The following is a 26,619-nucleotide window of genomic DNA, read 5'->3' as shown; positions in this document are numbered from 1 at the left end:
GGATCCGTCGTCACGAGGAGGAACACCGTGAAGTTCGGGATCTTCTACGTCCTCGAATGCCCCGACCACGATTTCACGCGGGCCTACCGGGAGATGCTCGAACAGATCTCCTACGCAGAGAAACTCGGCTTCGACGAAGTATGGCTGGCGGAGCACCACGGCTCCGACTACGGGTCTATGCCCTCTCCGCAGGTCGCCGCCGCGGCAATCGCCGAGCGCACCGAACGAATGCGTATCGGCATCGCGGTGAGCAACCTGACCTTCGACTGGCCGGTACGCATCGCGGAGGACTACGCGATGGTCGACGTGCTCTCCGGTGGGCGGCTCGACTTCGGTGTGGGCCGCGGCTACCAGCCCCAGGAGTTCCACAACATGGGTGTCGGCGACATCCAAGGTGAGAGCCGGGAAGTATTCGTCGAAGCTCTCGAGATCATACGAGGACTGTGGAGCAAGCCCGTGGGCGAGCCGTTCTCCTTTCACGGCCGGCACTTCGACATCGACAAGATCGACTGCCGGCCCACCCCGGTACAGCGCCCGACCCCGCCGATCTACATCGCCTCGATCAGTCCCGAGACCCTCGACTTGGCTGCCGACCAGGGCTACAACATGTTGGTCACCCCCACGTTGATGACGATGCCCGAACTGAATTCCTTCGTCGTCGGCGCGAAGCGACGGTTGCGCGATCACGGTCGCGACATCCTTGACCTCGATTTCCCGATGAACTGGCAGATCCACCTCGCAGACAACGAGAAAGTCGCGGTCGAGAACGCACGTGAGGCTCTGACCTGGTATTTCGATGCCGCTCTGGCGGCGGTTCCACAGGGACCTGGGGTGCCGCCGACATATGAACGGTATGCCGAGTTGGTTACCGCGACCGAAGAAGCAGGTGGAATGACCGTCGAGGGTCTACGAGATGGCGGCGTCGTCTATGTAGGAGACCCGGAGGGATTGATCCGGCAGATCGACACCCTGCACGACGAGACCGGCCTGCAGCATCTGATCTGCTGGATGCGTTTCGGTGGACTCGAGCACGAGAAGGTCATGCGGTCGCTCGAACTGTTCGCCGAGCATGTCATCCCCCGATTCCGAGATCGTGAACCCGTGATTCCCCGCGCGCTGCGCGAGCCCCCGACTTCCACCGCTTCTACCCATCCATTCGATTCCACTTCCCCATTCACAACGGAGGACACAATGGGATTCTTGCCCGTCGAAAACGACCACAGCATCTACTTCGAACACCACCGGGGTGAAGGCCGGCCGATCGTCCTGATCCATGGTTGGGGTGCCACCACCCGCGCCTGGGACACAACGCTTCCAGCACTGCGCGCCAACGGAAACGAAATTGTCACCGTCGATCTGCGGTGCTGCGGACGCTCCGACAAGGACTTCGACGACGTCTCGATCGTCACGTTGGCCTCCGATGTCGTCCGGCTCATCGACCACCTCGGCCTCGAACAACCGGTGATCAACGGCTGGTCGCTCGGCGGCGCCGTCGCCACCGCGGCGGCAGCGCAACTCGGCGACCGAGCCTCGGCGCTGATATTGACCGGTGGCGCTTCCCCGCGGTACACCGCGACCGACGACTGGCCGCACGGTGGAACAGTGGCCGACGTCGAGGGCGTGCTGGCCTCGGCTGCCGCCAACCGCGCGGAAACCTTCCGCGGGGTGGCTGCTGCAGTATGCGCCGAGGACCCCGGCGAGGCCGTACTCGATTCGATCTGGGACATGTTCATGGCGATGGGGCCGCGCGGTGACGATTCTCTGCGCGATCTGGCCACGGTGGATCTGCGCAAGGAGATCACGTCACTCGAGATCCCGATCTTGCTGCTGCACGGCCGTGCCGACGCATTCGTCCCGTTCTCGGCCGCCGAAGCCGTACCGGGTCTCAACCACCGTGCCGAGGTCGTCGAGTTCCCCGCCAGTGGCCACGCACCGTTCCTCGAGGAGCGCGATCGCTACCTCGCCGAGCTGACAGGATTCCTGAACCGATGAGTACATCCAAGACCTGGCTGGTCACCGGCGGTTCCCGCGGGATCGGGCGCGCTGTCGTCGAGAACGCGACCGCGCGCGGCGATCGGGTTGCAGTTTTCGCACGCAAGCCCGCCACCGAGCAGTGGACACACCCGGAGCGGGTTGTGGAGATCCCCACCGATATCAGTGATGTGTCCGCATTGGGGCTCGCGGTGGACACGGTGTTCGAGACGTTCGGCTCGCTCGATGTGGTTGTCAATGCTGCCGGCGTGCATCGCGGCGGCCGGATCGGTGACGTCTCGCGCACGCACTGGGACGAGGTGCTCGCTACCAACCTCACCGGCGCATTCGAGCTCGCTCGCAGCGTGGTCCCACGACTGACCGAAGGCGCGTCGATCATCAACGTCGGTGCCGTCGTGGGGTTTCGGGGATTTCCTGGAGATGTCGCGTACGGCGCGGCGAAGGCAGGGCTCAACGGACTCACCCAGGTGTTGGCCGTCGAGCTGGCTCCACGGGGGATCCGGGTGAATCTGGTGATCCCCGGGGTCGTGGATACCGACATGACATCCGCGTTGGCCGGACGCGCACGCGACCGTCTGATCGCGGCGATTCCGATGGGTCGCACGGGCCTTGCCGAGGAGATTGCGCAGGTCATCGCGGGTGTCGCTGATTCGACCTATATGACCGGCAGCATCGTTGCCACCGATGGCGGACTGATGAGCTCATTCAGTTCCCGCTCCTGACCTCCACATTGTTGTAGCGGCCTACAACGATCCGAAAAGACGGCGTGATCCGCACCACATCAGCGCGATTACCCTCTACATCAGCAGATCGGAAGTTATTCCTACGCTGCATGTTTCGCCGTAACCCTCCCGAAGGAGCTCACATGGACAACGCCGCGAGCGCCGGAAGTCTCGAAGCCGCCAACAAGAAGCTCATCGTCGAATTCATGGAGGTCTTCTCCACCGGCAATGTCGAATCGATCCTCGGCTACCTCGCACCCACCGCCACGTGGTGGGTTGCCGGCACCATCGAGGGGATCTCCGGAACCAAGGACAAACAGGAATTCCGCGAGATGCTCTCCGGCCTGTCCGCCAACACCAAGTCCGGCGCAATCGCACTGACCCCGCTTGCATGGACCGCCGAAGGCGACCGTGTCGCCGTGGAAACCGAATCGTATTCGGAGATGAACAACGGCCGCATCTACAACAACCTCTACCATTTCGTCTTCGAAGTCCGAGACGGACTCATCCAGTCCGTCAAGGAGTTCCTCGACACCGAACACACACGGGCCGTGTTCCTCTGATTCTCTCTCCCCATTCACCCACTTACGCAAGGAGATCATCCATGGATGTCGGAATGCTGCTCGTGTTTCAGAACTACCACGAGAACGTCAGCGATCAAGAGGTATTCATCCGTGAGCTCGAGATGGGCGTCGCGGCAGAGAAGTACGGTTTCAACGCGGTCTGGTCTGCCGAACACCACTTCGACGACTACTCGATGTGCCCGGACAACATGCAGATCATGTCGTACCTCGCAGCACGCACCTCCACCGTCAAGCTCGGTACCGGCGCGGTGATTCTGCCGTGGAACAACCCCGTCCGCGTTGTCGAGAAGATGACGATGCTCGACATGATGTCGGGCGGCCGCGCCCTCTACGGCATGGGCCGCGGGCTGGCCAAGATGGAATACGATGCATTCGGCATTCCGATGGATGAAGCCCGCGGACGCTTCATCGAGGGCGCCGAGATCACCATCGAAGGCCTGCGTACGGGAGTCGTCGACAACCCAGGCGGGGAGTTCTACCCGCAGTCGCGCGTCGACATCCGCCCCGCGCCGAATCCGGCGTACGAGTGGGGACGCGACCGTCTGTTCGGTGCAGCGATGTCGCCCGACTCTGTACCGGTCATCGCCGACCTCGGTGTTCGCATGATGACCTTCATGCAGTTCGAGTTCGACAAGCACGTCGAGACGATCAACCGGTGGCGCGACCTATACCGTGAGCGCTGGGGCACCGAGCCGCTGCCGCCGGTCATCCAGGACTTCGTGGTCTGCCACGAGGACGAGGAGGAAGCGCGCCGGCTCGCCTACGAGCACACTGCACGCTACTTCCTCTCGGTCATCAAGCACTACGACTTCGCCGGCGAGCACTGGCGGAACACGAAGGGCTACGAGACATACCAGGTGGGCGCAGACATGATCCGCGAGGCGGGCATGGAAGCCGCAGCCGACGCCTACGTCGAGGCCAACGTCTACGGCACGCCCGAACAGATCGTCGAGAAGTACGCCGCCCGGCATGAGAAGGTCGGCGACTTCTTCGCCAACGCCGCATTCGCGTTCGGTGGCATGCCGATCGACCAGGCCGAGAAGGCACTGAAGCTCTACGGCGAGAAGGTCGTCCCCGAGCTCCAGAAGATGAAGGCACCGGTTCCGGCCGGCGCCTGACACCAGCTGGGCGGTGCCCGGACACATACCGGGCACCGCCTGCCCATCCCTTCGGAGGAAACAATGACTTCCACTGCCACCCAAGACTTCACCGCCGAGTTCCGTGATGTGATGGCCAGTGTGTGCACCCCGGTCACCGTGGTGACCGCGCTTGACGGTGCCCGCCCTCACGGCACCACCGTGAGCGCCTTCGCGTCACTGTCGGTGGCCCCTCCGATGGTCCTCGTCGCCCTCGATCGCGGCTCCGACCTACTCGCCGTAGTGCGTGAATACGGCAGGTTCGGAATCAATGTCCTCGGCCGTGGTCATAGCGACCTTGCCCTGACCTTCGCCCGAAAGGGGGCCGACAAGTTCGACGGCATCGGATGGACGTTGTCCGATGGTGTTCCCCGCATCGACGGCGTAGCCGGATGGGTCGCCTGCAGTGTCGCCGGGCTGGTGGACGGCGGTGACCACGTGGTAGTTCTCGGGAACGTCGAGCACGCGGATCGGACAGACCACCCGCCGCTGACCTATCACCGGCGCACATTCGGCACCCACAGCGCAGGACAGGAGTAACGCCATGCCTCGGATCCCCGCCCAGGATGTCGAACTTGCGGTCGAAGCCCTCACCGCCGGCGGCATCGTCATTGTCGTGGACGATGCCGACCGTGAGAACGAAGGCGACCTCGTTGCTGCCGCTTCGACGATCACCACCGAGCAGATGGCATTCATCGTTCGGCACACCACCGGCATCATCTGCGCACCGATGACAGGCCACCGCGCCGACGCACTCGACCTACCTCTCATGGTCGAACACAACACAGACGCGCAAGGCACCGCCTTCACCGTCACCGTCGATCACATGTCCACCGGCACCGGCGTCAGCGCCGAAGACCGGGCTGCGACCGTTCGCGCCCTCGCATCCGATACGACGGTGTCCGCCGACCTGCGACGGCCAGGCCATATCTTTCCGCTGCGAGCCCGAGAAGGTGGTGTCCTGGCCCGCGCAGGCCACACCGAGGCGACCGTCGACCTGCTTCGGCTCGCCGGGGTCGGCGACGTGGGGGTGATCGGCGAGATCGTCGCCGAGGACGGGTCGATGCGACGCGGCACCGATCTGATCGAGTTCGCCCGTGAGCACAGTCTGCCGATGCTGCGCATCGCCGACCTGGTCCGGTATCGCACCGCGACCGAACCCTTCGTGGAACTCGTCGCCGAATCGACCATGCCCACCGAATTCGGTCAGTTCCGGGCGGTGGCTTTCCGTTCGATCCTCGATGGGACCGAGCACCTCGCACTGGTCATGGGCGACGTGGCAGCCGCTGGACGCACGCAGGACGGTGTGCTGGTTCGGGTACACAGTGAATGCCTCACCGGTGACATCCTCGGATCCTTGCGCTGCGACTGCGGCGCCCAACTCGAACGAGCGCTCGCCGAGATCGCCCGCGAAGGATACGGAGTGCTGGTGTATCTCCGGGGCCACGAAGGGCGCGGAATCGGCCTCGCCCACAAAATCCGCGCCTACTCACTGCAGGAGCAAGGACTCGACACCGTCGATGCCAACCGCGCGCTGGGTCTGCCCGACGACTCGCGGAGCTACGGAGTGGGTGCTCGCATCCTTGCCGACCTCGGCGTTCGCCGGATGAGGCTGATCACCAACAATCCGAGCAAACTCGTTGGGCTGGAGGGCTATTCGATCGAGATTGTCAGCAGAGTATCGCTCCCCACCGTCGTCACCGCGCACAACGTGCGGTATCTACGCACGAAGCAGGCAAGGATGGGCCACGAACTCGACACCGAGGTCCGTGATGTGATCGCCACCTGAGATCGCGGTAGATTGTGATTTTCGACAACACCGGGGGGTGCAGCGATCGATCCGCGGAAGTGAGGGACAAGCATGGCAGCGCTGCCGAGCACGGATACCGAGATGAGCAGGCCGCATCCTGACGTTGCCACCGAGACGATGTCTTTCCCGACCGGCCGGCCACGCGAACGCGACGTCATCACTGCCTTTGCCGAGATCACCGGCGAGGCCATCGGCGATGCCGATCTCGAACAGCTGCTGCGCTCGGTATGCGTAAAACTCTGCAGTGTGACCGGGGTGTCACGCTCGTCGCTCTACCTCAAGAAGCCTGGTGGCCGCTTCCGCGGTGCCGCTGGTCACTGTTCCGACGAAGGAGACATCACCGAGGCCGTCAAACGACAGGAGTCGGGCGTCGCGGGCGACCGGTTCAGCCGGGAGGTCATCGAAACCGGGCGGCCCGTGCTCATCAATGACGTCGCAAACGATCCGCGGCCACACCGGCGCACCATGGAGCACTGGCAGGTCCGCGCCATGTTGGGCGTCCCACTGGTCTTCGACGGTGAAGTCATCGGACTGCTCTTCGTCGACAACAAGGACCGCGAGCACGTCTACACCCAAGAAGACATCGAGATCGCCGAGATGTTCGCGCAGCTGAGCGCTCTCTTCATCAGCCAAGCGATGCTCAACGTCCGCCTGCGCAGTCAGGCGTCGGAAATTGCCCGCAGCCGCAACACGCTTGCGTACCTGGCCGACGTGCACCGCAAACTCACCAATGCCGTTCTCGAAGGCGCCGACATCCGTAGCATCGTGACACTGCTCAGTGAGCTGTCAGCCAAACCCGTCGTGCTCTACGACGAGGACTTCCGGGTACTCGCCTGGGCTGCCCCTCCTGCACTCGGCCTCGATCGTCCCCCGGTGATCTCGGATCAGATCCGCGCCATGCCGTCGGTCAAGGCAGAACTCGCTGCACTGAGCCCGGAACGACCATCCGCAGTGGTCCCACTGACTCTGTCCGTGGGGCTCGGCCGGCGACACCTGATGTGCCGCCTCGTGATCGAAGGAAAACCCAGCGGATACCTGGGCATCGTCGAAGTGGGCAGGTCGCTCGAAACTGTCGATACCAACCTCGCCGAACATGGAGCGACTGTACTGTCGCTGCAGATCCTGTCGGAACGCCGGCAGATCGAAACACAAGGGCAGGCCCGGGACGACTATCTGTCCGACCTCCTGCGCAATACCCGCGACAAGGAACACCTGCTGCGCCGGGGCCCACAGTTCGGAATTGATCTGACCCACCCCCACGTGATGGTCCGGTTCGCGCTCTCGGCAAATCTCCGAATGACGGCGTCGGCAGCACAGCGACTCGTCACGCGCAGGTTTCGGGAGATCCTCGGCATCGACGAACCGGCGGCCGTCAAGCTGCCGGGGAGCATCATCGTGCTCGTGCCATTACCCGACGGCGGATCGGCCGAGGAACTGTCCCGCCTGCGTGATCAGGTGTCCCTCGCACGGGCATCCCTGCAACCCGAACTGGCAACTTCGGTCACCGTGATCTCGGGGATCTGCCGTGAGGTCACAGACTTTCCGCAGGCCGCGCGTGAGATGCGGGAGGTTGCCGACATCGCGCATTCGTTCGAATGGTCCGAGGGTGTCCTCGATGTCACCGAACTCGGCTTGTTCCGGGTCGTCGTCAGCTCTGGTCGCGTCAAGGAAGCTGTCCGCTTCGCGCACGAGTACGTCCACACTGTCCGTACCGCCGACGACGGGGTGCTCCTCGAGACCTGGAGAGCCTTCGTCGCGGCCGAAGGCCGCATGCAAGGCGCGGCCGTCACACTCGACGTGCACGAGAACACGGTGCGGTACCGAATGGGCAAGATCAAGGAGCTGACCGGCCTGGACCCGACCGGCCTCGACGTGTTGCTCTCGGCACGCCTGGCCTTCCAGATCCTCGACTTCGCAGCCCGCTGACCAGCATCGGTACACGTCCGACGTGCATTGTAGGAGTCTACAACCTCGTTCGAAACATGCAGTGCCACCGAAAGACACGGTCGATACGTTCTAATCATGCAGACCGACACCACAGACAACGACCTCCTCGGAGTCGATCTCACCGCCGTGCGGGACTGGATGGACGCTCAGGGCCTCGGCACAGGCGATCTGACCGCAGTCGCACCCATCGGAGGCGGAACCCAGAACATCATGCTCGGCTTCGAACGCTCCGAGACCCGGTACGTCCTACGCCGAGGACCGAAACATCTTCGCCCGCACTCGAATCGGATGATGTCACGAGAGATGACACTGCTTCGGGCGCTGTCCGATACCCCCGTCCCTCACCCTACGTTCGTCGCCGGGAGCGAGGACACCACCGTACTGGGTGCGGTGTTCTACCTGATGCACGCTGTGGATGGCTACAACGCCGGCGAATGCCTGTCCCCTGCCCACGCAACAGACCGCACGCTTCGGTATCGCATGGGCCTGGGAATGATCGACGCACTGACCGAACTCGGCCGGATCGACCACACCGCGATCGGACTGACCGACTTCGGCCGACCGGAAGGCTTCCTCGAACGTCAAGTCGACCGATGGAACAGCGAACTCGAGTCGTACACGCTCCTGCCCGGCTACTCCACGGTCCTGCTTCCCGGCGTCGATCGGATCGCGTCGTGGCTCGACGACAATCGCCCCCGCAATTGGACACCGGGCATCCTGCACGGCGACTACCACGTCTCCAACATCATGTTCGACCGCACCGAACCGACAGTTACGGCAATCGTCGATTGGGAGATGGCCACCATCGGTGACCCATTGCTGGACCTGGGATGGATCTTCGCGATGTGGCCCGACACCGACGGCGGCGCCGACCTCTTGGAAAGCAGCCTCGCTGCGGCCGGCGGACTTCCCACCCGTGCGGAACTACTGGACCGATACGCCGCGAACACCGATCGCGATCTGCACGCCATCGACTGGTACACCGCCCTCGCCGGATTCAAGCTCGGCATCATCCTCGAAGGCACCTATGCCCGCGCCTGTTCCGGACAGGCCCCCACCGAGGTGGGTGACCGCCTCCACCGGTACGCGCTCCAACTGTTCGACCGCACCCTTCTCTCACTTTGACCGCCCCTTGATCGCCCGATCCGCCAATCGCATACCGGAGGTACGAAACATGTCATGGGACTTTTCCACCGAGCCCGAGTTCCAGCAGAAGCTGGACTGGATGACCGCATTCGTGCGTGAGGAGATCCGACCGCTCGAAACTCTCGAGCTGAAGTGGCCGCAGCTACTGAAAGCGATCGCTCCCTTACAGCGGGAGGTCAAAGCCCAGCAACTGTGGGCCGCACACCTCGACCCCGAACTGGGCGGCCAAGGATACGGTCAGGTCAAGCTCGGGCTGATGCACGAAATTCTCGGTTCCTCTCCACTCGGACCACTCGTGTTCGGTTGCCAGGCACCGGACTCCGGCAACGCGGAGATCCTCGCCGCAGTAGGTACCGACGAGCAGAAGGGCCGCTGGCTCGGCCCACTCCTGGCGGGCGAGAAATACTCGGCCTTTGCGCTGACCGAACCCGACAACGCCGGCGCCGACCCGGTGAACCTGCAGACCACCGCTGTGAGAGACGGCGACAGCTGGGTCCTCAACGGGCACAAGTGGTTCATCAGCAACGCATCGACCGCCGATTTCGTCATCGTCGTCGCCGTCACCGACCCCGACGCCGAGCGGCACCGCCGCGCTTCACAGTTCATCATTCCGATCGATACACCCGGCCTCGACGTGGTGCGCGATATCGCGTCCATGGAGAACCCGGCACCTCGGGAGTACACCTACGGCTCGCACTGCGAGGTCGTGCTGCGGGATGTGCGTGTGGGTGCCGATGCTCTGCTCGGCAATCCAGGTGACGGATTCCTGATCTCCCAGAAGCGGCTCGGCCCCGGCCGAATCCACCACTGCATGCGGTGGATCGGCCAATCCAACCGTGCCTTCGACATGATGTGTGAACGCGCCACCTACCGTTTCGCGCACGGCAGCCTCCTCGGCGAGAAGCAGACCATTCGCAACTGGATCGCCGACTCCGCCGCCGAGATGCAGGCTCTACGTCTGATGACACTGCAGGCAGCGTGGGTGATCGACACCCAGGGGACCAAGGCTGCCCGCAAGGAAATCGCGATGATCAAGTACTTCGGCGCAAAGATCCTGCACGACATCATCGACCGGTCCATCCAGACCCACGGGTCGCTGGGATTCAGCTCGGATCTGCCCCTGGACTTCATGTACCGGGCGGCCCGGGCGGCCCGCCTCTACGACGGCCCGGACGAGGTGCACCGCGACACCGTCGCCAAGCTCGTCCTGCGTGGCTACGAAGCACCGGCGAACCGGGTCCCGACCGAGCACGTGCCCACCCGTCGTCGCGCGGCGCAGGACCGATACGCCGAACTGTTCGACGAGGTGCTGGCCTCGGCCTGACCCGAATCGAACTTCCGACCGGTCAGCCCGCGGCACTCGTAGGTCAGCGATAGAGATCGGCTCGAGTAGGCCATTCACCGGGCACGCGTTTGTCAGCGGCTGCGACGACAGGCCATCATATCGGCCGAGGCGGCGCCCTGAGCGACCCCTGAGGATTGTTTTCACCCGCCGTTTCATCCCTCCTCGGAAGGAAACACGCTCAGCTCGACGATAGCCTTCAGGTTCGGCCCGGTTTCCCCCGACATCCGGGACGAACAACGACGCCCCCGCCATTGAGCTCTGTCATGGTGGGGGCGTTTGTTGTCTGGACTCCGAGACTCAGCGGGTCTTTCGTTCGATCTCCGGAACCACCACTCCGAACACCCGCTTCTGTTACCCGAAAGTAAGAATCTTACCCTCGGTTTCACCCCTTCACGGCCGCCCCATCTCCAAAGACACGTCAAAAGTGATGACAAGGGTTATGTAACGTCGGTTTCTGCAGACTCGATATCAGGTTTGTGATGCTCCGGCTTCGAGCACCGACCGCGGGGAGGAGTGGGCCACGCTATCGCCCTGTCGGCGTTCGTGGCACGGCCACACCTGGCAGCTGATCCGAGTCGAGGTCGACCATGCCTGCACTGGCCAGCGCAGGCCATAGAGCTGGTGGAGAAGTCGGAACACCCACTGTCGGCGCCCGTACGCGCACGGATCCACTGCAGGACGATTCCGATGGCACTCCCATGCCGACGAGATCGTCTACATCCTCGAGGGATCGGTCACCGTCACGACCGACGACGGTCACACCATCACCTTGTCCCCCCGGCGACGCGGCGACATTCCCGGCCGGGTCGTCGAATGTGTGGACGGTTCCGACATGAGCACTTCACGCACAGCGCACAGTGCCCGTGCCCCCGTTTTCGTCGGCAACGGTTCTCGCGCCTGAGGACAGCCTTGCGGCGGCGCTGAGGAACGGCAAGTTCACCCCGGACTTCACCCTTGTTCAGGTCACCTCACGTTTCGTCCGGATATAGCCTCCAATACGACCCGGACCTCCCGACGAACGGGTCGCGCGCCGGCCCGAACCTCCCAATGATCGGGCCGCGTAGGCGGCTCGAATACTCGACTCGGACCGCTCGGCAAACGCCCCCACCTTTCGGTGGGGGCGTTTCCTTCATGCTGCTCATCAGTCCTCGTCTCAGACGAGCAGCTTGTCCTTCAATGCTGCGAGAGTGTCCGGGCTCAGCCCCAATCCGTCTGTGAGGTAGTCGGCCACGGATCCGTAACGCGTTTCGAGTTCGTCGATGCCGGCTTGCAGGTAGCTGCCCTCCACGCCGAGCAGCGGCTCGAACAGCTGAGCAACGTCCTCACCCTGGGTTGCAGCTATGGAAGCGCGGGTCTTCGCTGCCCACTCCTTGTTGTATTCGTTGGTGAGCAAGTAGTCGCTCATGATCGTCGCATCATCCACGCCTGCGATGCTCTGCAACAACATCGAGGCCCAGCCGGTACGGTCCTTACCTGCCGTGCAGTGGAATACCTGTTCGCCCTCGGTGGTGGCCAAACCTGTGAGCAGGTCCCTGAAGGCAGCACGTTCGACGTCGCCGGTCACGAAGGCGCGGTTGATCTCCCGCATCATGTTTCGTGCGTCCTCCGGGGATCCGATCTGATCGACCATCTCGTAGAGGTTCCCCGACAGGATCGGGATTCGAACGTAGTCGACGCCCGCCGGCAGACGATTGGGCTTCTCACCGACCTCTTCATCGGTACGGAGATCGTAAATCGCCTCCAAGCGAAGCGCGTCGAGGGTTGCGAGGTCGGCATCGTCCGGAACGATTGCGTCGGCCCGATAGAAGACCCCCTTCGCCATACGGGCGCCCTCGGCGCCGACATAACCGGCGCCCGTACCGGCTACGTCACGGAAGTTCGGCACGCTCGTCAGACGTGGAGCGTCACCATGAGGCAGGTGAGGACCGAGTAGGGCGGAAGAACCGGTGTCGATGTTCGGGACCGGCGGTAACACGGGCGGTTGTGCCTGCGCGAGGCCGGCGACGCCGACGGTGGGTGACAGTGCGACTGCCAGCACGACAGCAGCGATCATGGGGCGGTGTCGGAGCATGAAGCAAGAGTCCTTTCAATGGCGGACAAGCGATTTGATGCAGAGATTGTTGGGTGGGGCCAGAAGGTAGGCGACGCCGTCTTCGAGCGGACCGAGCTCTCCCGCCCAGCGGGCACATCGCCGGCTGCTCGAATCGAGCCGGGAGGGACTGTGCTTCCGCTGGGCGGGAGACTACCCATCCGAGACGGATGAACGACCCTACGGTCATCGGCAGCATTCTGGTGTCGAGGAGGTTCATTGATGGCTGCACGCAGGACTGATCTGCATCCCGATGTCGAGGCGATGCTGGCCACGTTGGAGGCCGGCTTCCCCGACGTCACGCAATATGATGCGCCGGAGCTTCGGGAGTTGATCCTCTCGCGGCGGGGTGCGTTGACGCATGAACCCGATATGCGGTCTGTCGTCGACCTCACCATCGCCGGTCCTGGCGGTGAACTGCCGTTGCGGATCTATGTGCCACATGATGACGCCGAGGGTCCGCGACCCGTGATCGTGTTCGCTCACGGCGGCGGCTTCGTATTCTGCAACTTGGACACCCACGACGAATTGTGCCGCTCGATGGCACACGCGGTGGACGCCGTCGTCGTGTCCGTCGACTACCGACTGGCGCCGGAGCATCGAGCGCCCGCTGCAATGGAAGACATGTACGCAGCGGTGCAATGGACGGTCGACGAGATCGGCTCTTACGGAGGCGATCCAGCTCGCATCGCGGTGGCGGGCGACAGTGCGGGCGGTAACCTGGCTGCCACCGTGTCGCTTGCCGCGCGCGAGCGCGGCGGGCCGCACCTCGCCGCCCAGATTCTGATCTACGCGGTGATCGACGACGACTTCGAGACCGAATCGTACCGCCGATACGGAGTCGGCTACTACAACAACACATCTGCCATGCGTTGGTACTGGGAACAGTACGCGCCCGGCGGGAGCAACGACATGTATGTGATCCCCGCACGCGCAGAGACACTGGCCGGGCTTCCACCCGCGGTGGTCATTACAGCCGAGCTCGATCCGCCGTGCAGCGCCGGGGAGGCCTACGCGGACAGGTTGGCCGCCGAGGGGGTTCCGGTCACGGAACATCGATTCGACGGGCTGTTCCACGGGTTCCTTACCTTCCCATCGCTGTCCCTTGCCGGCGAGGCTCGCAAGAAGGTCTGGGACATGATGCGTGAAGTGCTCGCTCGCCCGTGACCAAGCTGGGCTGAGCAGGGGCCCTGCTCAGCCCAGCGCGCAGAAGCTGTGTGCCACGCGATCGACGACGATGTTCTCGGGCCATTCCGGATCGAACCACCGATCGACGACACCCCAGTGAATCGGGTGCGCCATGTACTGCCCGCGCAGGCCGTCGAGGTCGGTGAACGTCTGCTCCCACACGTGGGTCCACTCGGTGGGCCCACCGGCATCCGTGACATGACTGAGCTGCCACGTCGCGATCGAGGTGACATGGACCGGCATCAGCAGGAGGTCCCGCTCGAACCGTGCGATCTGTTCCGGGGTGGCTCGGTCGTCGACGCGCAGGAGAAGCGCACGATAGATCGTGGGTGGCGGCGTTTGCCGCGTACCCGAAAGATGTGCGGCTCCCACCGGCGGTGTTGCGCCGTATTCCACAGAATCGACGGAATCGACCGGGGCCTGCGCTAGCACGTCGTCGACACTCACCCGTAGCATGCCTGCGTCCTCATCAGTGCACCGTGCGTGTACCAGGATGTCTCCCCCGTTGATCGTCCCGGCGAGCGTCGGCGCGGCCACGGCGGTGGTCGACGCGTTCGAGACGGCGGACGTGAGCTGGGTGATGATCTGCTCGCGTAGGTTCTCGTCCTTGTCCGACAGTTGAATCAGCCATGTCATGGCCCTTGTGGCGGTGTCAGACATTGCACAGTTCCTCGATGTCGGTTGCGTCGGCGGCAGTCGATCGCGTGCGTTCGGAGATGAGCAGGCGGACCGACTCCCACCATTGAGCGAGTGTCGGATCATGCCGACCCGCGATCGCGGCCTTCCACCAGCTGGACTGTCCGGCAACGGTCCACGTGATGGTGATGATGTTGGATTCGTCGTCGAGCCAGACCGGCGGGCTGACGGTGATGCGCTCGAGTGTCATACCGCGCGCCGACGCCGACGGGACGTAGTCGCGCTGATAAGCCTCGACGAAAGCGCGGCCGTTACCGGAGGTGGTGACCACCCGGTCCTCGATGTAGATGCACACGTCCGTCATGGAGGCCGAACATAGGTGAACGGAACGGCGCGCGGTGCATCGTGTTTCGCTGATCGGGAAGATGTTTCCGGGCCCCCTTCCGTGAATGGCGCCTCCCGTCCAGCGGGAGGGGGTACTGCCCCTCTACTCGCGGGAGACCTACCTTCGTGCACGAACCCTCTCGAGTCTTGTCACCGAAGGAAGGTCATCATGGCCGATGCCACAGCTCTCGATTCCACCGCAGACATCAAGAACATCGTCGTCCGCTATCTCGAAGCGGTCGCGACCGGGCCCGCGGCGGACATCGCGGCCCTGTACGCGCCCGATGCCACCGTCGAGGACCCGGTCGGATCGGAGCCGCACCGGGGGGCGTGAGGCCATCGCGCAGTTCTACAGAGCATTGGAAGCCGCAGAGATCGATACCACGCTCCTGCATCTTCGCGTGGCAGAACGCAACGCGGCCTTCCACTTCCGGGTCGTCACCAAGACCGGCGACCAGACCATCACCATCGAGCCGATCGATGTGATGACCTTCGATCCTGACGGGCTGATCACGTCGATGCGTGCTTTCTGGTCGCCCGAGGACATGCTCACCGGTCAATAGCGTCGAGTCCGTCCTCGGTCGTATCGGCAGACCACCCTCAACCAAGGAGTACCTCATGAATCGCCTCACCGGGCAACACATTCTCGTCACCGGGGCGGGTTCCGGCATCGGCCAGGCAACCGCATTGCGGTTGGCCGCCGAGGGCGCCACTGTGGTGGCCGCCGACATCAACGGCGACGGCCTGGCCGCAACTACTGCGCGTGCCGCGGACACAGGGATATCCGAGGAGATCACCACCCTCGAGATGGATATCGGCGACGAGGCTTCGGTGGTGGCGGGCGTGGCCGAGACCGTCGATCGGCTCGGCGGGCTCGATTCCGTGGTCAACGCCGCCGGCATGCTGCGGGCCGCCCATACCGACACGATGTCGCTCGATGCCTGGAATCAGATCCTCACCGTGAACCTGACCGGCACCTTTCTGGTAGTGCGCGAGGCACTTCCTGCACTTCTGGCCAATCCCACCAGCGCGGTGGTGAACTTCTCGTCGACCTCGGCATCGTTCGCCCACCCGTACATGGCGGCATACTCCGCCAGCAAGGGCGGAATTCAATCGTTCACCCATTCGCTGGCACTCGAATACAGCCGCCAAGGTCTGCGTGCAGTGAACGTGTGCCCGGGCAGCATCAAGTCGGGTATCACCGAGGGCACAGGCCAGTGGATGCCTACCGACGCCAACTGGGAGTTGCTGGCCAAGCTCTCACCTGCCTTGCCGACCATCCTGGAATCAGGCGGGGCCGGGATGGGTTCGCCGGACGCCGTCGCCGGTGTTGTCGCGATGCTCGTCTCTACGGACGGCGCGTTCATCAGTGGCACCGAGATCCGCATCGACGGCGGTACACACGCATAGACCGAACAACAGCTTTCGCTGATCCGGCCGCCGAGCGCTTCACCCCCGAGAAGGTGCACGCGCTCGACGGCCGGCATGCAACGCTACTCGTCTGCGGACGCAGCGATGCCCGCCCGTCGGCCGAAGAACGTGCCGTCGCCGAGGGATGTACCGCTGATATACCCCCACGAATGCAGACCCGACGTCGCGCGCCCGGCCGCGAACAGACCCGGTATCGGATCGCCGTCGAGGTTCAGGACCCGGCCGTCGACAGTAGTGTGCACACCACCGATCGTGAACACCTCGGCGCCTCCCGAGCCGGCGCTGTCGCCGTACTCGGGTGGGGCCATGCCGCGCTGAACATCGATCGCGGCGAACGGCGACCGGAGCGGCCGCAACCAACGGGCAGACTTGTGGAAGTACGGATCCTCACCGCGCTCGGCGAATCGGTTGTACTCTCCGACGGTGGTCTGCAACGCGCCCTCGGGCATCCCGATCTCGCGTTCGAGTTCCCCGAGGGTTTCGGCCACGAAATGCGGCTGCACTCCCCACCGCTCCTCGACCGGCACCTCCTCGTAGGCCTGCTCATCGAGGATCACCCACACGTTCAAGTTGTGTTTGAACAACGCCGCCTGCCCCACCAGGCCCGGATACACGTCCTCGTTGATGAACCGCTGACCGACGCCGTCGACGATCATCCCGCGCACCATCATCCCCGGTACCAGCGAAATACCGACCTGGCCGGCCGACATGTGCTTGACCGCAGCCCCGACGGCCTGCGCGATGACGATTCCGCGACCGTCGTCGCCGCCATCGCTGTTGACGCCCCTGCCCACCAACTGCGGAGCGTGTTGGGCAAGCATCTCTTTGTTGTCCGCGAAGCCACCGGTGGTCAGTACGACCCCGCGCCTCGCGCGATAGGTCACCGTCTCCTGGAAATGCCGGGCCACCACACCGACGACGCGATCACCGTCAACGATCAGCCGCAGTGCGGCGGTGTCGGTGTGCACCGCAACGTCGGTCTTGTCGACGGCCTCGCTCAGCACCGCCATGAGCACCTTGCCGCCGAAACCGTCTGAGGTCACCCTGTGCCCGCGCGGAGCGGGCGTGGCGATTTCGTTGAACGGATAGGCGTTCTCGCCCATCCACATCAGGCCGTCATCGGTGGGTGGAACCCAGGTCGGCGAATCCCACAACGAAGGCTTGAACGGCACACCGTGGTCGACGAGCCACTGATAATGGGCGACACTCTCGCGGCTGTAGAGGCCCACCTTCGCCTGGTCGGCGTCCGGTCCGAGAGCAGCCAGCAGAAATCCTTCCATGTCCTCGGCGGTGTCGGTGAACCCACACGCCTCCTGGATCGCGGTACCACCACCGAGATACATCTCCCCACCCGACAGGGCCGACGAGCCACCGCCGCCGCTCTGCCGCTCGAGCAAGATCACCTCGGCACCGCCGGCGTCGGCCTCGAGCGCAGCCGACGCGCCTGCGCAACCGTAACCGATGACCAGGACATCGGTTACGTGATCGTAGGTGGATATCTCGGCAGCATCGATCGGTGTGACGGGTACGCGTGCGCTCATCCGGCTCTCCTGCGGTCGACTCGGAACATCAGTGTGGTTCGGGTCACGTTAGGTTCAGGAAACCGGATCGAATAGGCAGTTGCCCGGTGGCCGGGACGTCATGGCCGGCTCTCGTCGGGCCGATAGATTCGCCGCGCGTTCGTGGCGAACAGTGCTTCCTGATCTGGCGGATCGTATTGTTCTGCGGCGGTGAAGTACCCGTCGTAGAGTCGACCGAACTCGCCGTACATGCGGTCTACCGGGAAGTTGCTCGCAAACATCGCTCGCCGTGGACCGAATACCTCGAGACAACGCTGCACCCACGGTCGCTGCACCGTGGCATCGAGGGTGTGCACGGTCATACCCAACCCCGAGATCTTGCAGTGCACGTTCGGCAGTGCGCCGAGCCGGGCCAGGCCCCACGACCAGTCGTCGAAATCTGCTGCGCTGATCGGCCATCCAGCATGTTCGAGCACGACGGTCAAGTTCTCGTGGGCTCGCAGGGTCTCGGCCCAACGGGACATCGAGTGCGGGTGTGCGACGAGATCGAAGATCAGTGCGTGTTTCTCCAGATGGTCCAGCAGTGCTGCTGTGGTTGCGGTCGACGGGTCGAGTCCACGCAGAACTCGGATACCGCGGAAGAGCGGGCTGCGACGCTGGGTGTCGAGTTCGGATTCGATTCTCGCCCAGTCGGCATCCGATTCGATGGTGCCGATCGCTGCGGCGGGCCGGCCTTCGCCACGGGCCATTCCGTCGAGCCAGTCCAGCTCCCGCAGGTGTGCGCCGCGGCGACTGGTCGCCGAGACGTGCACAAGTGCGGTGACGTCGAACCCGGCGCTGTCGACCCGGTAGTCGGCCGCGGTGTAGTCGTGGGCCATCCGTCGCAGGTCACCCAGTGTGGAGGGCCTGGCCGGGTCCGGTTCCTGCATCAGCGGGTACCAAGGCCGCGCCGACGGCAACCAGAAATGGACGTGTGGGTCGACAATCGAAATCTCCGCCATCTGCACGAGCGTGCCGCGCCGGCCTGCGGCAGCCAAGATCACCACCCGCTGATCGGAATCCGATCAGCGGGTGGTGCGGGGCTACGCCGACACCTGCTGTTGGACCGACTCTTCCGCCAGGCTCTTACCTCGGGTTTCCGACGCCAACCATGCGGCGACAATGGAGATGCCAGCGGCACCAGCGAGAATGAGGCTCAACGGGGTGCTGGATCCGTCGGAGGCCACGAGCACGCTCGCCGCGATCATCGGGGTGAACCCGGCACCGATCAGGCTCGCCAATTGGTATCCCAGTGACACACCCGTGTAGCGCACCTCGGTACCGAACATCTCCGACAACATTGGCGCGAGCGGCGCGTACATTGCCGACTGCACCACCTGTCCGAACAACAACCCTGCAGCGAGCAGCACAATCGATCCCGAGTCGACCAGCATGTACAGCGGGAACGCGTACACCACTGCGACAGCCGCGCCGGTGAGAGCCACCGTGCGTCGCCCCACTCGGTCCGACAACGCGGAGAACGACGGTATCGTGATGATCGAGACGACCGACATCAACAGAAGAATCTGCATCACTGTCGATTGTTCGTATCCGATCGACGTGGAATACGAGATCGCATGCGAGGTGATCAACGCGGTCATCGCGAACGGGCCGATCCCCACCGCGCAGGCCAGAATCAACGCCCTCGGTGCGCGCAGGATCTGTAGAGCAGGAGGCTTCTCGGCCTCCGATGCCGCTGCCTTCTCCGCGGCCGCCTCGAACACCGGGCTTTCGACCACACTCATCCGAATGTAGAGGCCGATCACCAGGAGCAACGCACTCAACAGGAACGGGATCCGCCATCCCCATGAGTCGAACGCTTCGCTCGGCAGGAAGCTCACGAGCATGACCGCAGAGGTCGACAACAGGAACCCGAACGGCGAACCGAGCTGCATGAGTCCGGTCCAGAACCCGCGCCGGCGAGGATCCGCATGCTCGGCGACCATCAACGCCGCGCCGCCCCATTCCCCGCCCACTGCGACGCCTTGCAGGATGCGCAGAGTCACGAGCAGGATCGGCGCGAGAATCCCGATCTGCTCGTAGGTGGGCAAGATGCCGATCCCGAAGCTGGCGACACCCATCAACACCATCGTGATCACCAGCATCTTCTTGCGCCCCAGCTTGTCGCCGAAGTGCCCGAAGATCAGACCGCCGATCGGACGCGCCACGTACCCGGCTGCCAGGGTCCCGAACGCGGCGATCGTCGACACGGCCGAGTTCGTCACCGGGAAGAACAATCGTCCCAGCACCAGAGCGGCCATCGTGCTGTAGAGCAGGAAGTCGTAGTACTCGATGGTGGTACCCAGCAAGCTCGACAGCGTCACTTTCCGCAACTGCGACGGATTCACCGATGACGAGTTCGGCTCGCCAGGAGAGGGTTTCGGCTCTTCCGCCGAGGCCGGCATTTGTGGATTCATTCAGCACTCCCGTGGTGGACTACGCAACGCTCATAAGACCTGTCGGACGCGACTCAGACTGGGCCGTGCTCCGCCACAGCGACAACGGGTGCGTCCGCCCAGCGGGAGGCGCGGGCCGAAGCGGTTCAGGGGTTGACTGCGTGTTCGATGAACTGGCCGCAGGAGCAGAATCCCCGGCGACCGCGGACGGGCTCGCCGGCGGCTGACGCCTGCATAATCAGGCGTATGAGCGACACCATCTTCACGCCAGGAACCGACGTGTTCACTACGCGCGGACGCGGCACGGTCATCGATGTCCGAGCCACGCCCTCGGGCAAGTTCGTCATCGGGGTCGAGGATGCCAACGGCGAAGTCGGCTACTTCACCGAGAAGGCCGTTCGGCTCGCGCGGAGTTAGGACCTCCGGATAAGGCCGGGAGTATCCCTACGTTCGCCTTCCAACACCGTCGATGAGTGGTAGGGCGTCTTGTTTGAGCCTCGCGTCGACGAACTCGCAGCGGTGCCAGGCGAGGCAGCTGGGGCAGCTTTGCGTTTCTTGCCCTGCAGGTATTCGGGGTCTTAGTAGACGCGACCGGTGGGGGTCGTGAGGCCGCGATCGTGATTGCGGACAAGAGCAGGGCGCGTTTGAATTTGCGGTTCCCGTCCAGGCCGGGCGCTCGCTGTGCATGCAGGAATCGCTCTTGCGCCTGACCGTGGTGATCCCGGCGTCGGCGACGAGGTGGCGGGCGCAGGGTGAACCTCAGTACCATGCGCTGGCCGGTTCGTTTGCGGGCCAGCCTGAACCGTCCCGAGTCGACGGGTAACGTGGCGGCACGTGACTAGCAGTTTTCAGATTCGGCCGGCGACGTCGAGTGACACTGTCGATGCCGCACAGACCCTTGGTCTTGCCTTTGCCGACTATCCGTTCACCCGACATACCGTCGATTCGCGTGATCACCAAGACCGAGTGCGGTCGTTGCAGCGATTGTTCTTGACCGAGATCGGACTGCGAATCGGAAACGTCTGGGTATCAGATGATCTGGCTGCGGTGGCGGTGTGGATTACCCCGTCCTCGACAGGTCTGGACGCGGCTTTCGGTGACATCGCGGACCAGGTCACCGACTTGTACGGTGACCGAGCGGAAATCGCCGCGAGGGCCGATGAGGCAACCGCGTGTTTACGGCCGACGGATCATGTCTGGCACCTGGCAACGGTGGGTGTTGCGCCTGCCTCTCAGGGTCGGGGCCTGGGTCGAGCTGTGCTCGAACCCGGACTGAAGGCGGCAAAGGATCAAGGCTATGCGGCATATTTGGAGACGTCGTCTCCGTCCAATGTCGCCTTCTATGAAGGCCTGGGGTTCGAGGTCACCGGAAGCGTGTCCCTTCCCGACAACGGGCCGAAGGTGTGGGCGATGCTGCGGGCTCGGACAGCCACGGACCACTGAGTTATGTAACCGGTCCTCGGCGTCAAGCAGCTGCGGTGGGTCTCCTCAGAACGTGGGGTGCCGGGTATCGATGCCGGATCGGCGGCCAGGTCGAATCGGACGAAAGACTGCTTCATGGGTAAAGGCGACCCTCCGCGGTCGGGCACTCCTGGTGCCAGCAACGCGGATCTCACTCAGCGGGCGTTTCCCACGCGATAGTTGTCACTGCTTCTGCGCGCACGGCTTCTCACCCGTGGGTAGTCGTGTAACGCGCTCGGAGCGTGGCTGGGCGGCATCGCCATCGCCGCCGGTTCGGGTTTCACCTCACCCATCTGGGTGGGCGCAGCCGCCACGGTGTCCGGCTTGATCGTGCTCGTGATCGCCACGGCGATGGACTGCCAGGACGCGAAAACGCCGCCCGTGGCCGTCTTTGCCGGCCGGTAGCACGGACGCCGGACGAACCGCGTCAGTGGTCGTCGTAGTGGCCGTCGTGCGCAGCGTGCCTGTGCCCGTCGTGGACATAGTCGACATGATCACCGTGCGGGACCGCTACGTGCCCGCACCCTGGACCGTGGGTGTGATCATGCCCGTCGTGAACCCGATGTTCGGTGGGTTCGCATTCGTCGAAATGCCCATCGTGAGCGCGGTGCAGGTGCCCGTCGTGGACATAGTCGACGTGGTCGCCATGGGGTACGGCCACGTGTCCGCAACCGTCGGCGTGGACATGCTCGTGGCCGGTGTGTTCCTGATGGTCGGTCATCATCGAACTCCTCGGTGGACGTGCGGTGGAGGTTCGGCAAGTTCCAGTCTCCCACTCATCGGGGGTCGTGTACCCCGGTTCCTGCGCAACCGGGGGGAATGCGCCAGCTCTTCGCACAGTTGTGTGCGCACGTGCGCACTTATATTCTTATCGAGTGGAGGCACACAAGACCGGGACGATGCTCAGGGCGTTGGCCCATCCGGTGTTCCGGCGGCTGTTCACCGCGCAGGTGGTGGCATTGGTCGGTACCGGCCTGTTGACGGTGGCGTTGGGTTTGCTGGCCTACGATCTGGCAGGCAGCGACGCCGGTGCGGTGCTGGGAACGGCGTTGGCGATCAAGATGCTTGCGTACGTGGCGGTCGCTCCGGTGATCGCCGCCCTGACCGACCGGCTGCCCCGCAAAACGGTTCTGATCACCGCCGATGCGGTGCGCGCCGTCGTGGCGCTGGCGTTGCCGTTCGTGGCGCAGGTGTGGCAGATCTACGCGCTGATCTTCGTGCTCCAGGCCGCGTCGGCGACCTTCACCCCGGCGTTCCAGTCGGTGATCCCCTCGGTTCTCGAAGACGAGGACGACTACACCGCGGCGCTGTCGCTCTCCCGCCTGGCCCACGACCTCGAAGCGGTGCTCTCCCCGATGCTCGCGGCAGCGCTGCTACTGGTGATCGACTACAACGTCCTGTTCATCGGCACCGTACTCGGTTTCGCTGCCTCGGGCGTCCTGGTGTGGACCACGTCGCTGCCGCCCCTGCCACCGCCGGACCGGGGACAGCCACTGCGGGCGCGGATCACCGCCGGCGCCAGGGTGATGACCGCCCGCCCGGTACTGAGGGCCTTGCTCGTGATGAATCTGGCGGTGGCCGCTGCCACCGCACTGGTGCTGGTCAACACCGTGGTCTACGTACGGGATCTACTCGGGGGCAGCAACACCGGCGTTGCGGTGGCATTGGGATGTTACGGCGCCGGATCCATGGCCGTGGCGCTGACTCTGCCGCGGGTATTGAGCCAGGCGCCGGATCGGACGGTGATGCTCGCCGGCTGCACCGTCCTGCCGATCGGCCTCACGGCGGTCGCGGTGGTCCTGTTCATCGGTCCCGGACCCGTACTCGGGTGGGCGGTCCTTGCGGCGATGTGGGGAATGCTCGGGGCGGGCACGTCGCTGGTCAGCACTCCATCGGCGCGGTTGCTGCGCTATCAGTCCACCCCCTCGACCCGATCGGCGGTGTTCACCGCGCAGTTCTCCCTGTCACACGCGTGTTTCCTGCTGACCTACCCGGTCGCCGGGTGGGTGGGGGCGCGTGTCGGGCAGCCAGTGGCCGCAGTAGCGCTCGCGTTGCTGGCTACACTCGCTGTAGTCGTGGCGACGCGGCTGTGGCCACGGTCCATGTCGGCGAAAGCGACCGAACCGTCGATCACGTAAGGCCCATGAAGCGAAGCACAAGGGGGAGCACGGTGACCGACAACGTTCCCCCATCGCCCGCCGAGCCGGATGCCAGTCTGATCCACCCGGTCGCCCCCGATGCGGCACGTCTCGAGGCGGCCACCGGGGTGTTCCGGATGCTCTCGGATCCGACGCGGCTGCATCTGCTGTGGCTGCTCAGCCACACCGACGCCGACGTCACCGCCCTCACCGAAGCGTGCGGGGCCTCGCGCACCGCAGTCAGTCAACATCTGGCCAAGTTGCGGTTCACCGGAATGGTCGAGACCCGCAAAGAGGGTCGCCGGGTGATCTACCGGCTGCGCGGCGGGCACCTGGCGCGACTCGTGCGCGAAGGTCTCAATCACGCCGACCATGTGGTGACCGGCGAACCGCCCCACCACTAACATTCGCTGGTTGCGACACTGGTGTCAGTTCACACCGGGATCAGCACGCCACTCGCCTGTGCGCTCAGGCGTTGCCTGCGCCAGTGCCTTCAACGTGGCTTCCCGATCGAGATCCTTGCCGTAGACCGGGGTTCCCGGCTGCTGACGCCAGGAGTCCTCGAGGGAACCTGCGTCGACGGGGTCGAAGCCGAGCTGATTGATCAGATCGAATACCACCTGCTTGTTCCGTGCGTCGTCGCCGGCAACGGGAAGCGCGATTCGGCCACTCGCCCCAACAGGTAGACCCTTCTCGAGAAGGTGCTTCCACCAGATTCCGTTGAATGCCTTGAACACCGGTACTCCGAGGTGTTCTTGCACCCATTCACTTTCCACCTGGCCGTCTTCGATCGCCGCGATCAATCCGTCTCGCTGCTGCGGGTAGTAGTTGTTGGTCTCGATCACCGGAGCACCATCGGCTGCACCTGCGAGGATGTCGGCAGGAAGGTCCACGACGTTCTTCTGCGGGATGCTCACGATCACCAGGTCTGCTCCTTCGGCAGCTTCGGTGTTCAGTACCGCCTTGGCGCCGGTCTCCGCCTCGAGTTCCGCGAGCGTGTCCGGTGTCCGAGAGTTCGAGACACGCACGTCGTGACCGAGCGCGGTCAGCCTGCGTGTCAACGTGCCACCGATCTGGCCGGCTCCGATGATTCCGATGCGCATATTCGTGTGCTCCTTCGTCGAGTGCCGCGATGTGTCGCGGTCGCTGCAAGCCTCAACAACGGACACCGCCGGATATTTCCGCATGGCGCCATCCGGATCGAACTGATTCGAATGCTTGACAGTTCGATTCAGATAACCTATCCGGTTCGCCGCCGCGTGCTGAGGCGTTCAGTGAGACCAGGAACGATCGCGGCCGCTGTGATGACTATGTGCATAGCCGGGACCGGAACATCGGCGGCAGCACCGTCACCCTCCGGCTCGGCGGAGCAACTCGACTATTGGTTGTGCATGCTGCAGAGCGGTTCGGCACTGAACGAGGACTGCTTCCGGCCGCTGCGGTGAGAGCATTCGCCGCCGAGCCAGGGCACTCTCGTCGCGTGAGGTAGCCGCGCCCAACGAGCAGCCCGCCCCCGAGTCGTCACCGTCCAAAAGAATCGGAATCTATTCGTCTGCAATGGTTTCTATAGCCAACTCACTCTTACACGCACCACACGCTCTGGAAACCCCCATCGACAGCCCCTGATTCGGTGGAGCAGCGCAGCGCTGGCTCGCAAGGCGGGCGTACACACCCGAGCTCGCATACCGTGGAGGATGGCACAGCCCCGCCGTCGGGCGCTTCGGTCGAAATAGGTTCGACAGGAACGGGCCCGGCGGATACCGTGCACGCGACATGCATTCGGCGCCGCGAGGCGCAGGTCTGGATGATGAGGTGGATCGGTGACGGTGGAAGCGAGAGGGAAAGCCTGGGAGTACGGTCCGCTGGCCACTCTGGCATACGAACTCGACAAGCCGATCGGAACATCCTTCGGGGATGTCGAGTTCTACTCGTCGCGCCTGCGCGGCGTAGCCGGTCCCGTTCTCGAACCCGCGGTAGGCACAGGACGGATCCTGATACCCCTGCTCCAGCAGGGTTTTTCTGTACGGGGTTACGATGCATCGACTGCCATGCTCGAACAGTGCCGCACAAACTGCGCCCGACACGGGCTCACCGCGGATGTCTTCGAGGGCGATATGACCGCCCACCGAGATGAGTACGTGTACGAGGCGATCGTCATCCCGACCGGGTCCTTCGCTCTTGTCCCGGACCGCGACAGCGCTCTCGCCGCGCTCGAAGCAATGCACTGCAGTCTCGCCTCGGGCGGGCGACTCATCGTCGACCTCGAACCGCCGTCCCTGCACGTCGAACCCGGCCCCGACCCGGTCCGCCACTGGTCGCACGATGGGAGCCTGATCACACTCTCTACGTGGCAGAAGACCGCCGACCCGATCGCCCAGCGGTCGACCAGTTGGCTCCGCTACGAGCGGTGGGACGCGGGCGCGTTGACCCACACCGAGCTTCAAGTCTTCTCGCTGCTGTGGTTCGGGATGGCAGAGTTCACCGCCATGCTGCACCAAGCCGGATTCACCGACGTGTCCATCCACGGCGGATACCGGGTCGGCGACGCTCCGACGCCCGCAGACCAGGTGTGGACCTTCGAGGCCGTCCGGAACTGACCGCGCAGACGCAGGGTGCGCTCAGGCATTCGTGACCCCTGCCTCTGAAGGGCGAGAC

Annotated in this window: 25 protein-coding genes and 2 pseudogenes; 19 read left to right on the top strand and 8 right to left on the bottom strand. The window is 64.2% G+C overall.

What is annotated here, in order from left to right; all coding sequences use genetic code 11:
• Window positions 1-27 precede the first annotated feature (27 nt).
• The 10 genes from EV641_RS18690 to EV641_RS18645 all read left to right on the top strand — a co-directional run bounded on the left by EV641_RS18690 (window position 28) and on the right by EV641_RS18645 (window position 11,583).
• Window positions 28-1,992 carry an LLM class flavin-dependent oxidoreductase gene (locus EV641_RS18690; protein ID WP_132473655.1) on the top strand — a complete coding sequence of 655 codons (1,965 nt, stop codon included), beginning with the start codon at window positions 28-30 and terminating at the stop codon, window positions 1,990-1,992.
• Window positions 1,989-2,714 carry an SDR family NAD(P)-dependent oxidoreductase gene (locus tag EV641_RS18685; RefSeq protein WP_132473653.1) on the top strand — a complete coding sequence of 242 codons (726 nt, stop codon included), beginning with the start codon at window positions 1,989-1,991 and terminating at the stop codon, window positions 2,712-2,714. The genes EV641_RS18690 and EV641_RS18685 overlap by 4 nt, the downstream gene beginning before the upstream one ends.
• 143 nt (window positions 2,715-2,857) lie before the next feature.
• A complete protein-coding gene (locus EV641_RS18680) occupies window positions 2,858-3,277 on the top strand; it encodes a nuclear transport factor 2 family protein (protein ID WP_054714127.1) in 420 nt (139 codons plus the stop codon).
• A gap of 41 nt (window positions 3,278-3,318) precedes the next feature.
• A complete protein-coding gene (locus EV641_RS18675; protein ID WP_054714124.1) occupies window positions 3,319-4,416 on the top strand; it encodes an LLM class flavin-dependent oxidoreductase in 1,098 nt (365 codons plus the stop codon).
• A gap of 63 nt (window positions 4,417-4,479) precedes the next feature.
• Complete coding sequence (locus EV641_RS18670) at window positions 4,480-4,974, top strand: flavin reductase family protein (RefSeq protein ID WP_054714122.1); 495 nt, start codon at window positions 4,480-4,482, stop codon at window positions 4,972-4,974.
• A gap of 4 nt (window positions 4,975-4,978) precedes the next feature.
• Window positions 4,979-6,223 (top strand): bifunctional 3,4-dihydroxy-2-butanone-4-phosphate synthase/GTP cyclohydrolase II, encoded by a 1,245-nt coding sequence (locus EV641_RS18665; protein WP_132473651.1) that lies wholly within the window; start codon window positions 4,979-4,981, stop codon window positions 6,221-6,223.
• 72 nt (window positions 6,224-6,295) lie between these two features.
• On the top strand, window positions 6,296-8,170 hold the full coding sequence (locus EV641_RS18660; RefSeq protein WP_241997343.1) for a GAF domain-containing protein: 1,875 nt from the start codon (window positions 6,296-6,298) through the stop codon (window positions 8,168-8,170).
• A 96-nt stretch (window positions 8,171-8,266) separates the two neighbouring features.
• Window positions 8,267-9,316: a phosphotransferase family protein gene (locus EV641_RS18655; RefSeq protein ID WP_054718441.1), complete on the top strand. Its 1,050-nt coding sequence runs from the start codon at window positions 8,267-8,269 to the stop codon at window positions 9,314-9,316.
• 49 nt (window positions 9,317-9,365) lie between these two features.
• Window positions 9,366-10,661 carry an acyl-CoA dehydrogenase family protein gene (locus EV641_RS18650; protein ID WP_132473649.1) on the top strand — a complete coding sequence of 432 codons (1,296 nt, stop codon included), beginning with the start codon at window positions 9,366-9,368 and terminating at the stop codon, window positions 10,659-10,661.
• Window positions 10,662-11,391: 730 nt separating this feature from the next.
• The gene (locus tag EV641_RS18645) at window positions 11,392-11,583 is read left to right on the top strand and encodes a hypothetical protein (protein ID WP_241997346.1); all 192 of its coding nucleotides are present in this window, start codon (window positions 11,392-11,394) and stop codon (window positions 11,581-11,583) included.
• A 252-nt stretch (window positions 11,584-11,835) separates the two neighbouring features.
• On the opposite strand, the gene EV641_RS18640 is transcribed toward EV641_RS18645, so the two are convergent.
• A complete protein-coding gene (locus EV641_RS18640; protein ID WP_132473647.1) occupies window positions 11,836-12,753 on the bottom strand; it encodes a tyrosine-protein phosphatase in 918 nt (305 codons plus the stop codon).
• Window positions 12,754-12,993: 240 nt separating this feature from the next.
• Here EV641_RS18640 and EV641_RS18635 point away from each other — a divergent pair, with 240 nt between their 5' ends.
• Window positions 12,994-13,938 carry an alpha/beta hydrolase gene (locus EV641_RS18635; RefSeq protein WP_132473645.1) on the top strand — a complete coding sequence of 315 codons (945 nt, stop codon included), beginning with the start codon at window positions 12,994-12,996 and terminating at the stop codon, window positions 13,936-13,938.
• Window positions 13,939-13,965: 27 nt separating this feature from the next.
• Here the strand turns inward: EV641_RS18635 and EV641_RS18630 are convergent, their stop codons facing one another.
• Window positions 13,966-14,619, bottom strand: a complete 654-nt coding sequence (locus EV641_RS18630) for a Dabb family protein (protein WP_158289190.1) — start codon at window positions 14,617-14,619, stop codon at window positions 13,966-13,968.
• The gene (locus EV641_RS18625; RefSeq protein WP_054713211.1) at window positions 14,612-14,959 is read right to left on the bottom strand and encodes a hypothetical protein; all 348 of its coding nucleotides are present in this window, start codon (window positions 14,957-14,959) and stop codon (window positions 14,612-14,614) included. Before EV641_RS18625 ends, EV641_RS18630 begins: the two co-directional genes overlap by 8 nt.
• 189 nt (window positions 14,960-15,148) lie before the next feature.
• Here EV641_RS18625 and EV641_RS18620 point away from each other — a divergent pair.
• A pseudogene (locus EV641_RS18620) lies at window positions 15,149-15,542 on the top strand (nuclear transport factor 2 family protein).
• A gap of 55 nt (window positions 15,543-15,597) precedes the next feature.
• Entirely contained in the window at window positions 15,598-16,389 is a 792-nt protein-coding gene (locus EV641_RS18615) for an SDR family oxidoreductase (RefSeq protein ID WP_054713210.1), read from the top strand.
• 83 nt (window positions 16,390-16,472) lie between these two features.
• Here EV641_RS18615 and EV641_RS18610 read toward each other — a convergent pair whose 3' ends face one another.
• The 3 genes from EV641_RS18610 to EV641_RS18600 form a co-directional block, all read right to left on the bottom strand.
• Window positions 16,473-17,951 carry an FAD-dependent oxidoreductase gene (locus tag EV641_RS18610; RefSeq protein WP_132473641.1) on the bottom strand — a complete coding sequence of 493 codons (1,479 nt, stop codon included), beginning with the start codon at window positions 17,949-17,951 and terminating at the stop codon, window positions 16,473-16,475.
• Between the two features lie 98 nt (window positions 17,952-18,049).
• Window positions 18,050-18,976 (bottom strand): amidohydrolase family protein, encoded by a 927-nt coding sequence (locus EV641_RS18605; RefSeq protein WP_132473639.1) that lies wholly within the window; start codon window positions 18,974-18,976, stop codon window positions 18,050-18,052.
• 36 nt (window positions 18,977-19,012) lie between these two features.
• A complete protein-coding gene (locus EV641_RS18600; RefSeq protein ID WP_132473704.1) occupies window positions 19,013-20,374 on the bottom strand; it encodes an MFS transporter in 1,362 nt (453 codons plus the stop codon).
• A 237-nt stretch (window positions 20,375-20,611) separates the two neighbouring features.
• On the opposite strand from EV641_RS18600, the gene EV641_RS29520 reads away from it, so the two are divergent.
• From EV641_RS29520 to EV641_RS29885, 3 genes and pseudogenes are all read left to right on the top strand, one after another.
• Window positions 20,612-20,782, top strand: a complete 171-nt coding sequence (locus EV641_RS29520; protein ID WP_199233304.1) for a hypothetical protein — start codon at window positions 20,612-20,614, stop codon at window positions 20,780-20,782.
• A 417-nt stretch (window positions 20,783-21,199) separates the two neighbouring features.
• Window positions 21,200-21,808 carry an N-acetyltransferase gene (locus EV641_RS18595; protein ID WP_132473637.1) on the top strand — a complete coding sequence of 203 codons (609 nt, stop codon included), beginning with the start codon at window positions 21,200-21,202 and terminating at the stop codon, window positions 21,806-21,808.
• Between the two features lie 246 nt (window positions 21,809-22,054).
• A pseudogene (locus tag EV641_RS29885) lies at window positions 22,055-22,231 on the top strand (MFS transporter); the annotation flags it as partial.
• Window positions 22,232-22,253: 22 nt separating this feature from the next.
• Here the strand turns inward: EV641_RS29885 and EV641_RS18585 are convergent.
• Window positions 22,254-22,547 (bottom strand): hypothetical protein, encoded by a 294-nt coding sequence (locus EV641_RS18585; protein ID WP_199233303.1) that lies wholly within the window; start codon window positions 22,545-22,547, stop codon window positions 22,254-22,256.
• Window positions 22,548-22,701: 154 nt separating this feature from the next.
• Between EV641_RS18585 and EV641_RS18580 the strand changes: the two genes are divergently transcribed.
• On the top strand, window positions 22,702-23,964 hold the full coding sequence (locus EV641_RS18580; protein WP_347238242.1) for an MFS transporter: 1,263 nt from the start codon (window positions 22,702-22,704) through the stop codon (window positions 23,962-23,964).
• Between the two features lie 32 nt (window positions 23,965-23,996).
• On the top strand, window positions 23,997-24,368 hold the full coding sequence (locus tag EV641_RS18575) for a metalloregulator ArsR/SmtB family transcription factor (RefSeq protein WP_241997342.1): 372 nt from the start codon (window positions 23,997-23,999) through the stop codon (window positions 24,366-24,368).
• A 24-nt stretch (window positions 24,369-24,392) separates the two neighbouring features.
• Here EV641_RS18575 and EV641_RS18570 read toward each other — a convergent pair whose 3' ends face one another.
• Complete coding sequence (locus EV641_RS18570) at window positions 24,393-25,151, bottom strand: NAD(P)-binding domain-containing protein (protein ID WP_277874511.1); 759 nt, start codon at window positions 25,149-25,151, stop codon at window positions 24,393-24,395.
• 633 nt (window positions 25,152-25,784) lie between these two features.
• Between EV641_RS18570 and EV641_RS18565 the strand changes: the two genes are divergently transcribed.
• Window positions 25,785-26,561 carry a class I SAM-dependent methyltransferase gene (locus EV641_RS18565; RefSeq protein WP_241997341.1) on the top strand — a complete coding sequence of 259 codons (777 nt, stop codon included), beginning with the start codon at window positions 25,785-25,787 and terminating at the stop codon, window positions 26,559-26,561.
• Window positions 26,562-26,619 lie beyond the last annotated feature (58 nt).

The organism is Rhodococcus sp. SMB37 (genome assembly GCF_004345605.1).
Classification (GTDB): Bacteria; Actinomycetota; Actinomycetes; order Mycobacteriales; family Mycobacteriaceae; genus Rhodococcus.
Note: the sequence above shows the minus strand (reverse complement) of the source record. Positions and strands in the feature narration are given on the sequence as shown.

What these genes read in the sequence shown, in the direction of transcription:
- EV641_RS18615 (WP_054713210.1), top strand. Translation starts at nt 15,598, where the DNA reads ATGAATCGCCTCACCGGGCAACACATTCTCGTCACCGGGGCGGGTTCC.
- EV641_RS18655 (WP_054718441.1), top strand. Translation starts at nt 8,267, where the DNA reads ATGCAGACCGACACCACAGACAACGACCTCCTCGGAGTCGATCTCACC.
- EV641_RS18640 (WP_132473647.1), bottom strand. Translation starts at nt 12,753, where the DNA reads ATGCTCCGACACCGCCCCATGATCGCTGCTGTCGTGCTGGCAGTCGCA.
- EV641_RS18570 (WP_277874511.1), bottom strand. Translation starts at nt 25,151, where the DNA reads ATGCGGAAATATCCGGCGGTGTCCGTTGTTGAGGCTTGCAGCGACCGC.
- EV641_RS18680 (WP_054714127.1), top strand. Translation starts at nt 2,858, where the DNA reads ATGGACAACGCCGCGAGCGCCGGAAGTCTCGAAGCCGCCAACAAGAAG.
- EV641_RS18650 (WP_132473649.1), top strand. Translation starts at nt 9,366, where the DNA reads ATGTCATGGGACTTTTCCACCGAGCCCGAGTTCCAGCAGAAGCTGGAC.
- EV641_RS18665 (WP_132473651.1), top strand. Translation starts at nt 4,979, where the DNA reads ATGCCTCGGATCCCCGCCCAGGATGTCGAACTTGCGGTCGAAGCCCTC.
- EV641_RS18610 (WP_132473641.1), bottom strand. Translation starts at nt 17,951, where the DNA reads ATGAGCGCACGCGTACCCGTCACACCGATCGATGCTGCCGAGATATCC.
- EV641_RS18630 (WP_158289190.1), bottom strand. Translation starts at nt 14,619, where the DNA reads ATGTCTGACACCGCCACAAGGGCCATGACATGGCTGATTCAACTGTCG.
- EV641_RS18635 (WP_132473645.1), top strand. Translation starts at nt 12,994, where the DNA reads ATGGCTGCACGCAGGACTGATCTGCATCCCGATGTCGAGGCGATGCTG.
- EV641_RS18625 (WP_054713211.1), bottom strand. Translation starts at nt 14,959, where the DNA reads ATGACGGACGTGTGCATCTACATCGAGGACCGGGTGGTCACCACCTCC.
- EV641_RS18670 (WP_054714122.1), top strand. Translation starts at nt 4,480, where the DNA reads ATGACTTCCACTGCCACCCAAGACTTCACCGCCGAGTTCCGTGATGTG.
- EV641_RS18685 (WP_132473653.1), top strand. Translation starts at nt 1,989, where the DNA reads ATGAGTACATCCAAGACCTGGCTGGTCACCGGCGGTTCCCGCGGGATC.
- EV641_RS18675 (WP_054714124.1), top strand. Translation starts at nt 3,319, where the DNA reads ATGGATGTCGGAATGCTGCTCGTGTTTCAGAACTACCACGAGAACGTC.
- EV641_RS18585 (WP_199233303.1), bottom strand. Translation starts at nt 22,547, where the DNA reads ATGACCGACCATCAGGAACACACCGGCCACGAGCATGTCCACGCCGAC.
- EV641_RS18660 (WP_241997343.1), top strand. Translation starts at nt 6,296, where the DNA reads ATGGCAGCGCTGCCGAGCACGGATACCGAGATGAGCAGGCCGCATCCT.
- EV641_RS18600 (WP_132473704.1), bottom strand. Translation starts at nt 20,374, where the DNA reads ATGCCGGCCTCGGCGGAAGAGCCGAAACCCTCTCCTGGCGAGCCGAAC.
- EV641_RS29520 (WP_199233304.1), top strand. Translation starts at nt 20,612, where the DNA reads ATGAGCGACACCATCTTCACGCCAGGAACCGACGTGTTCACTACGCGC.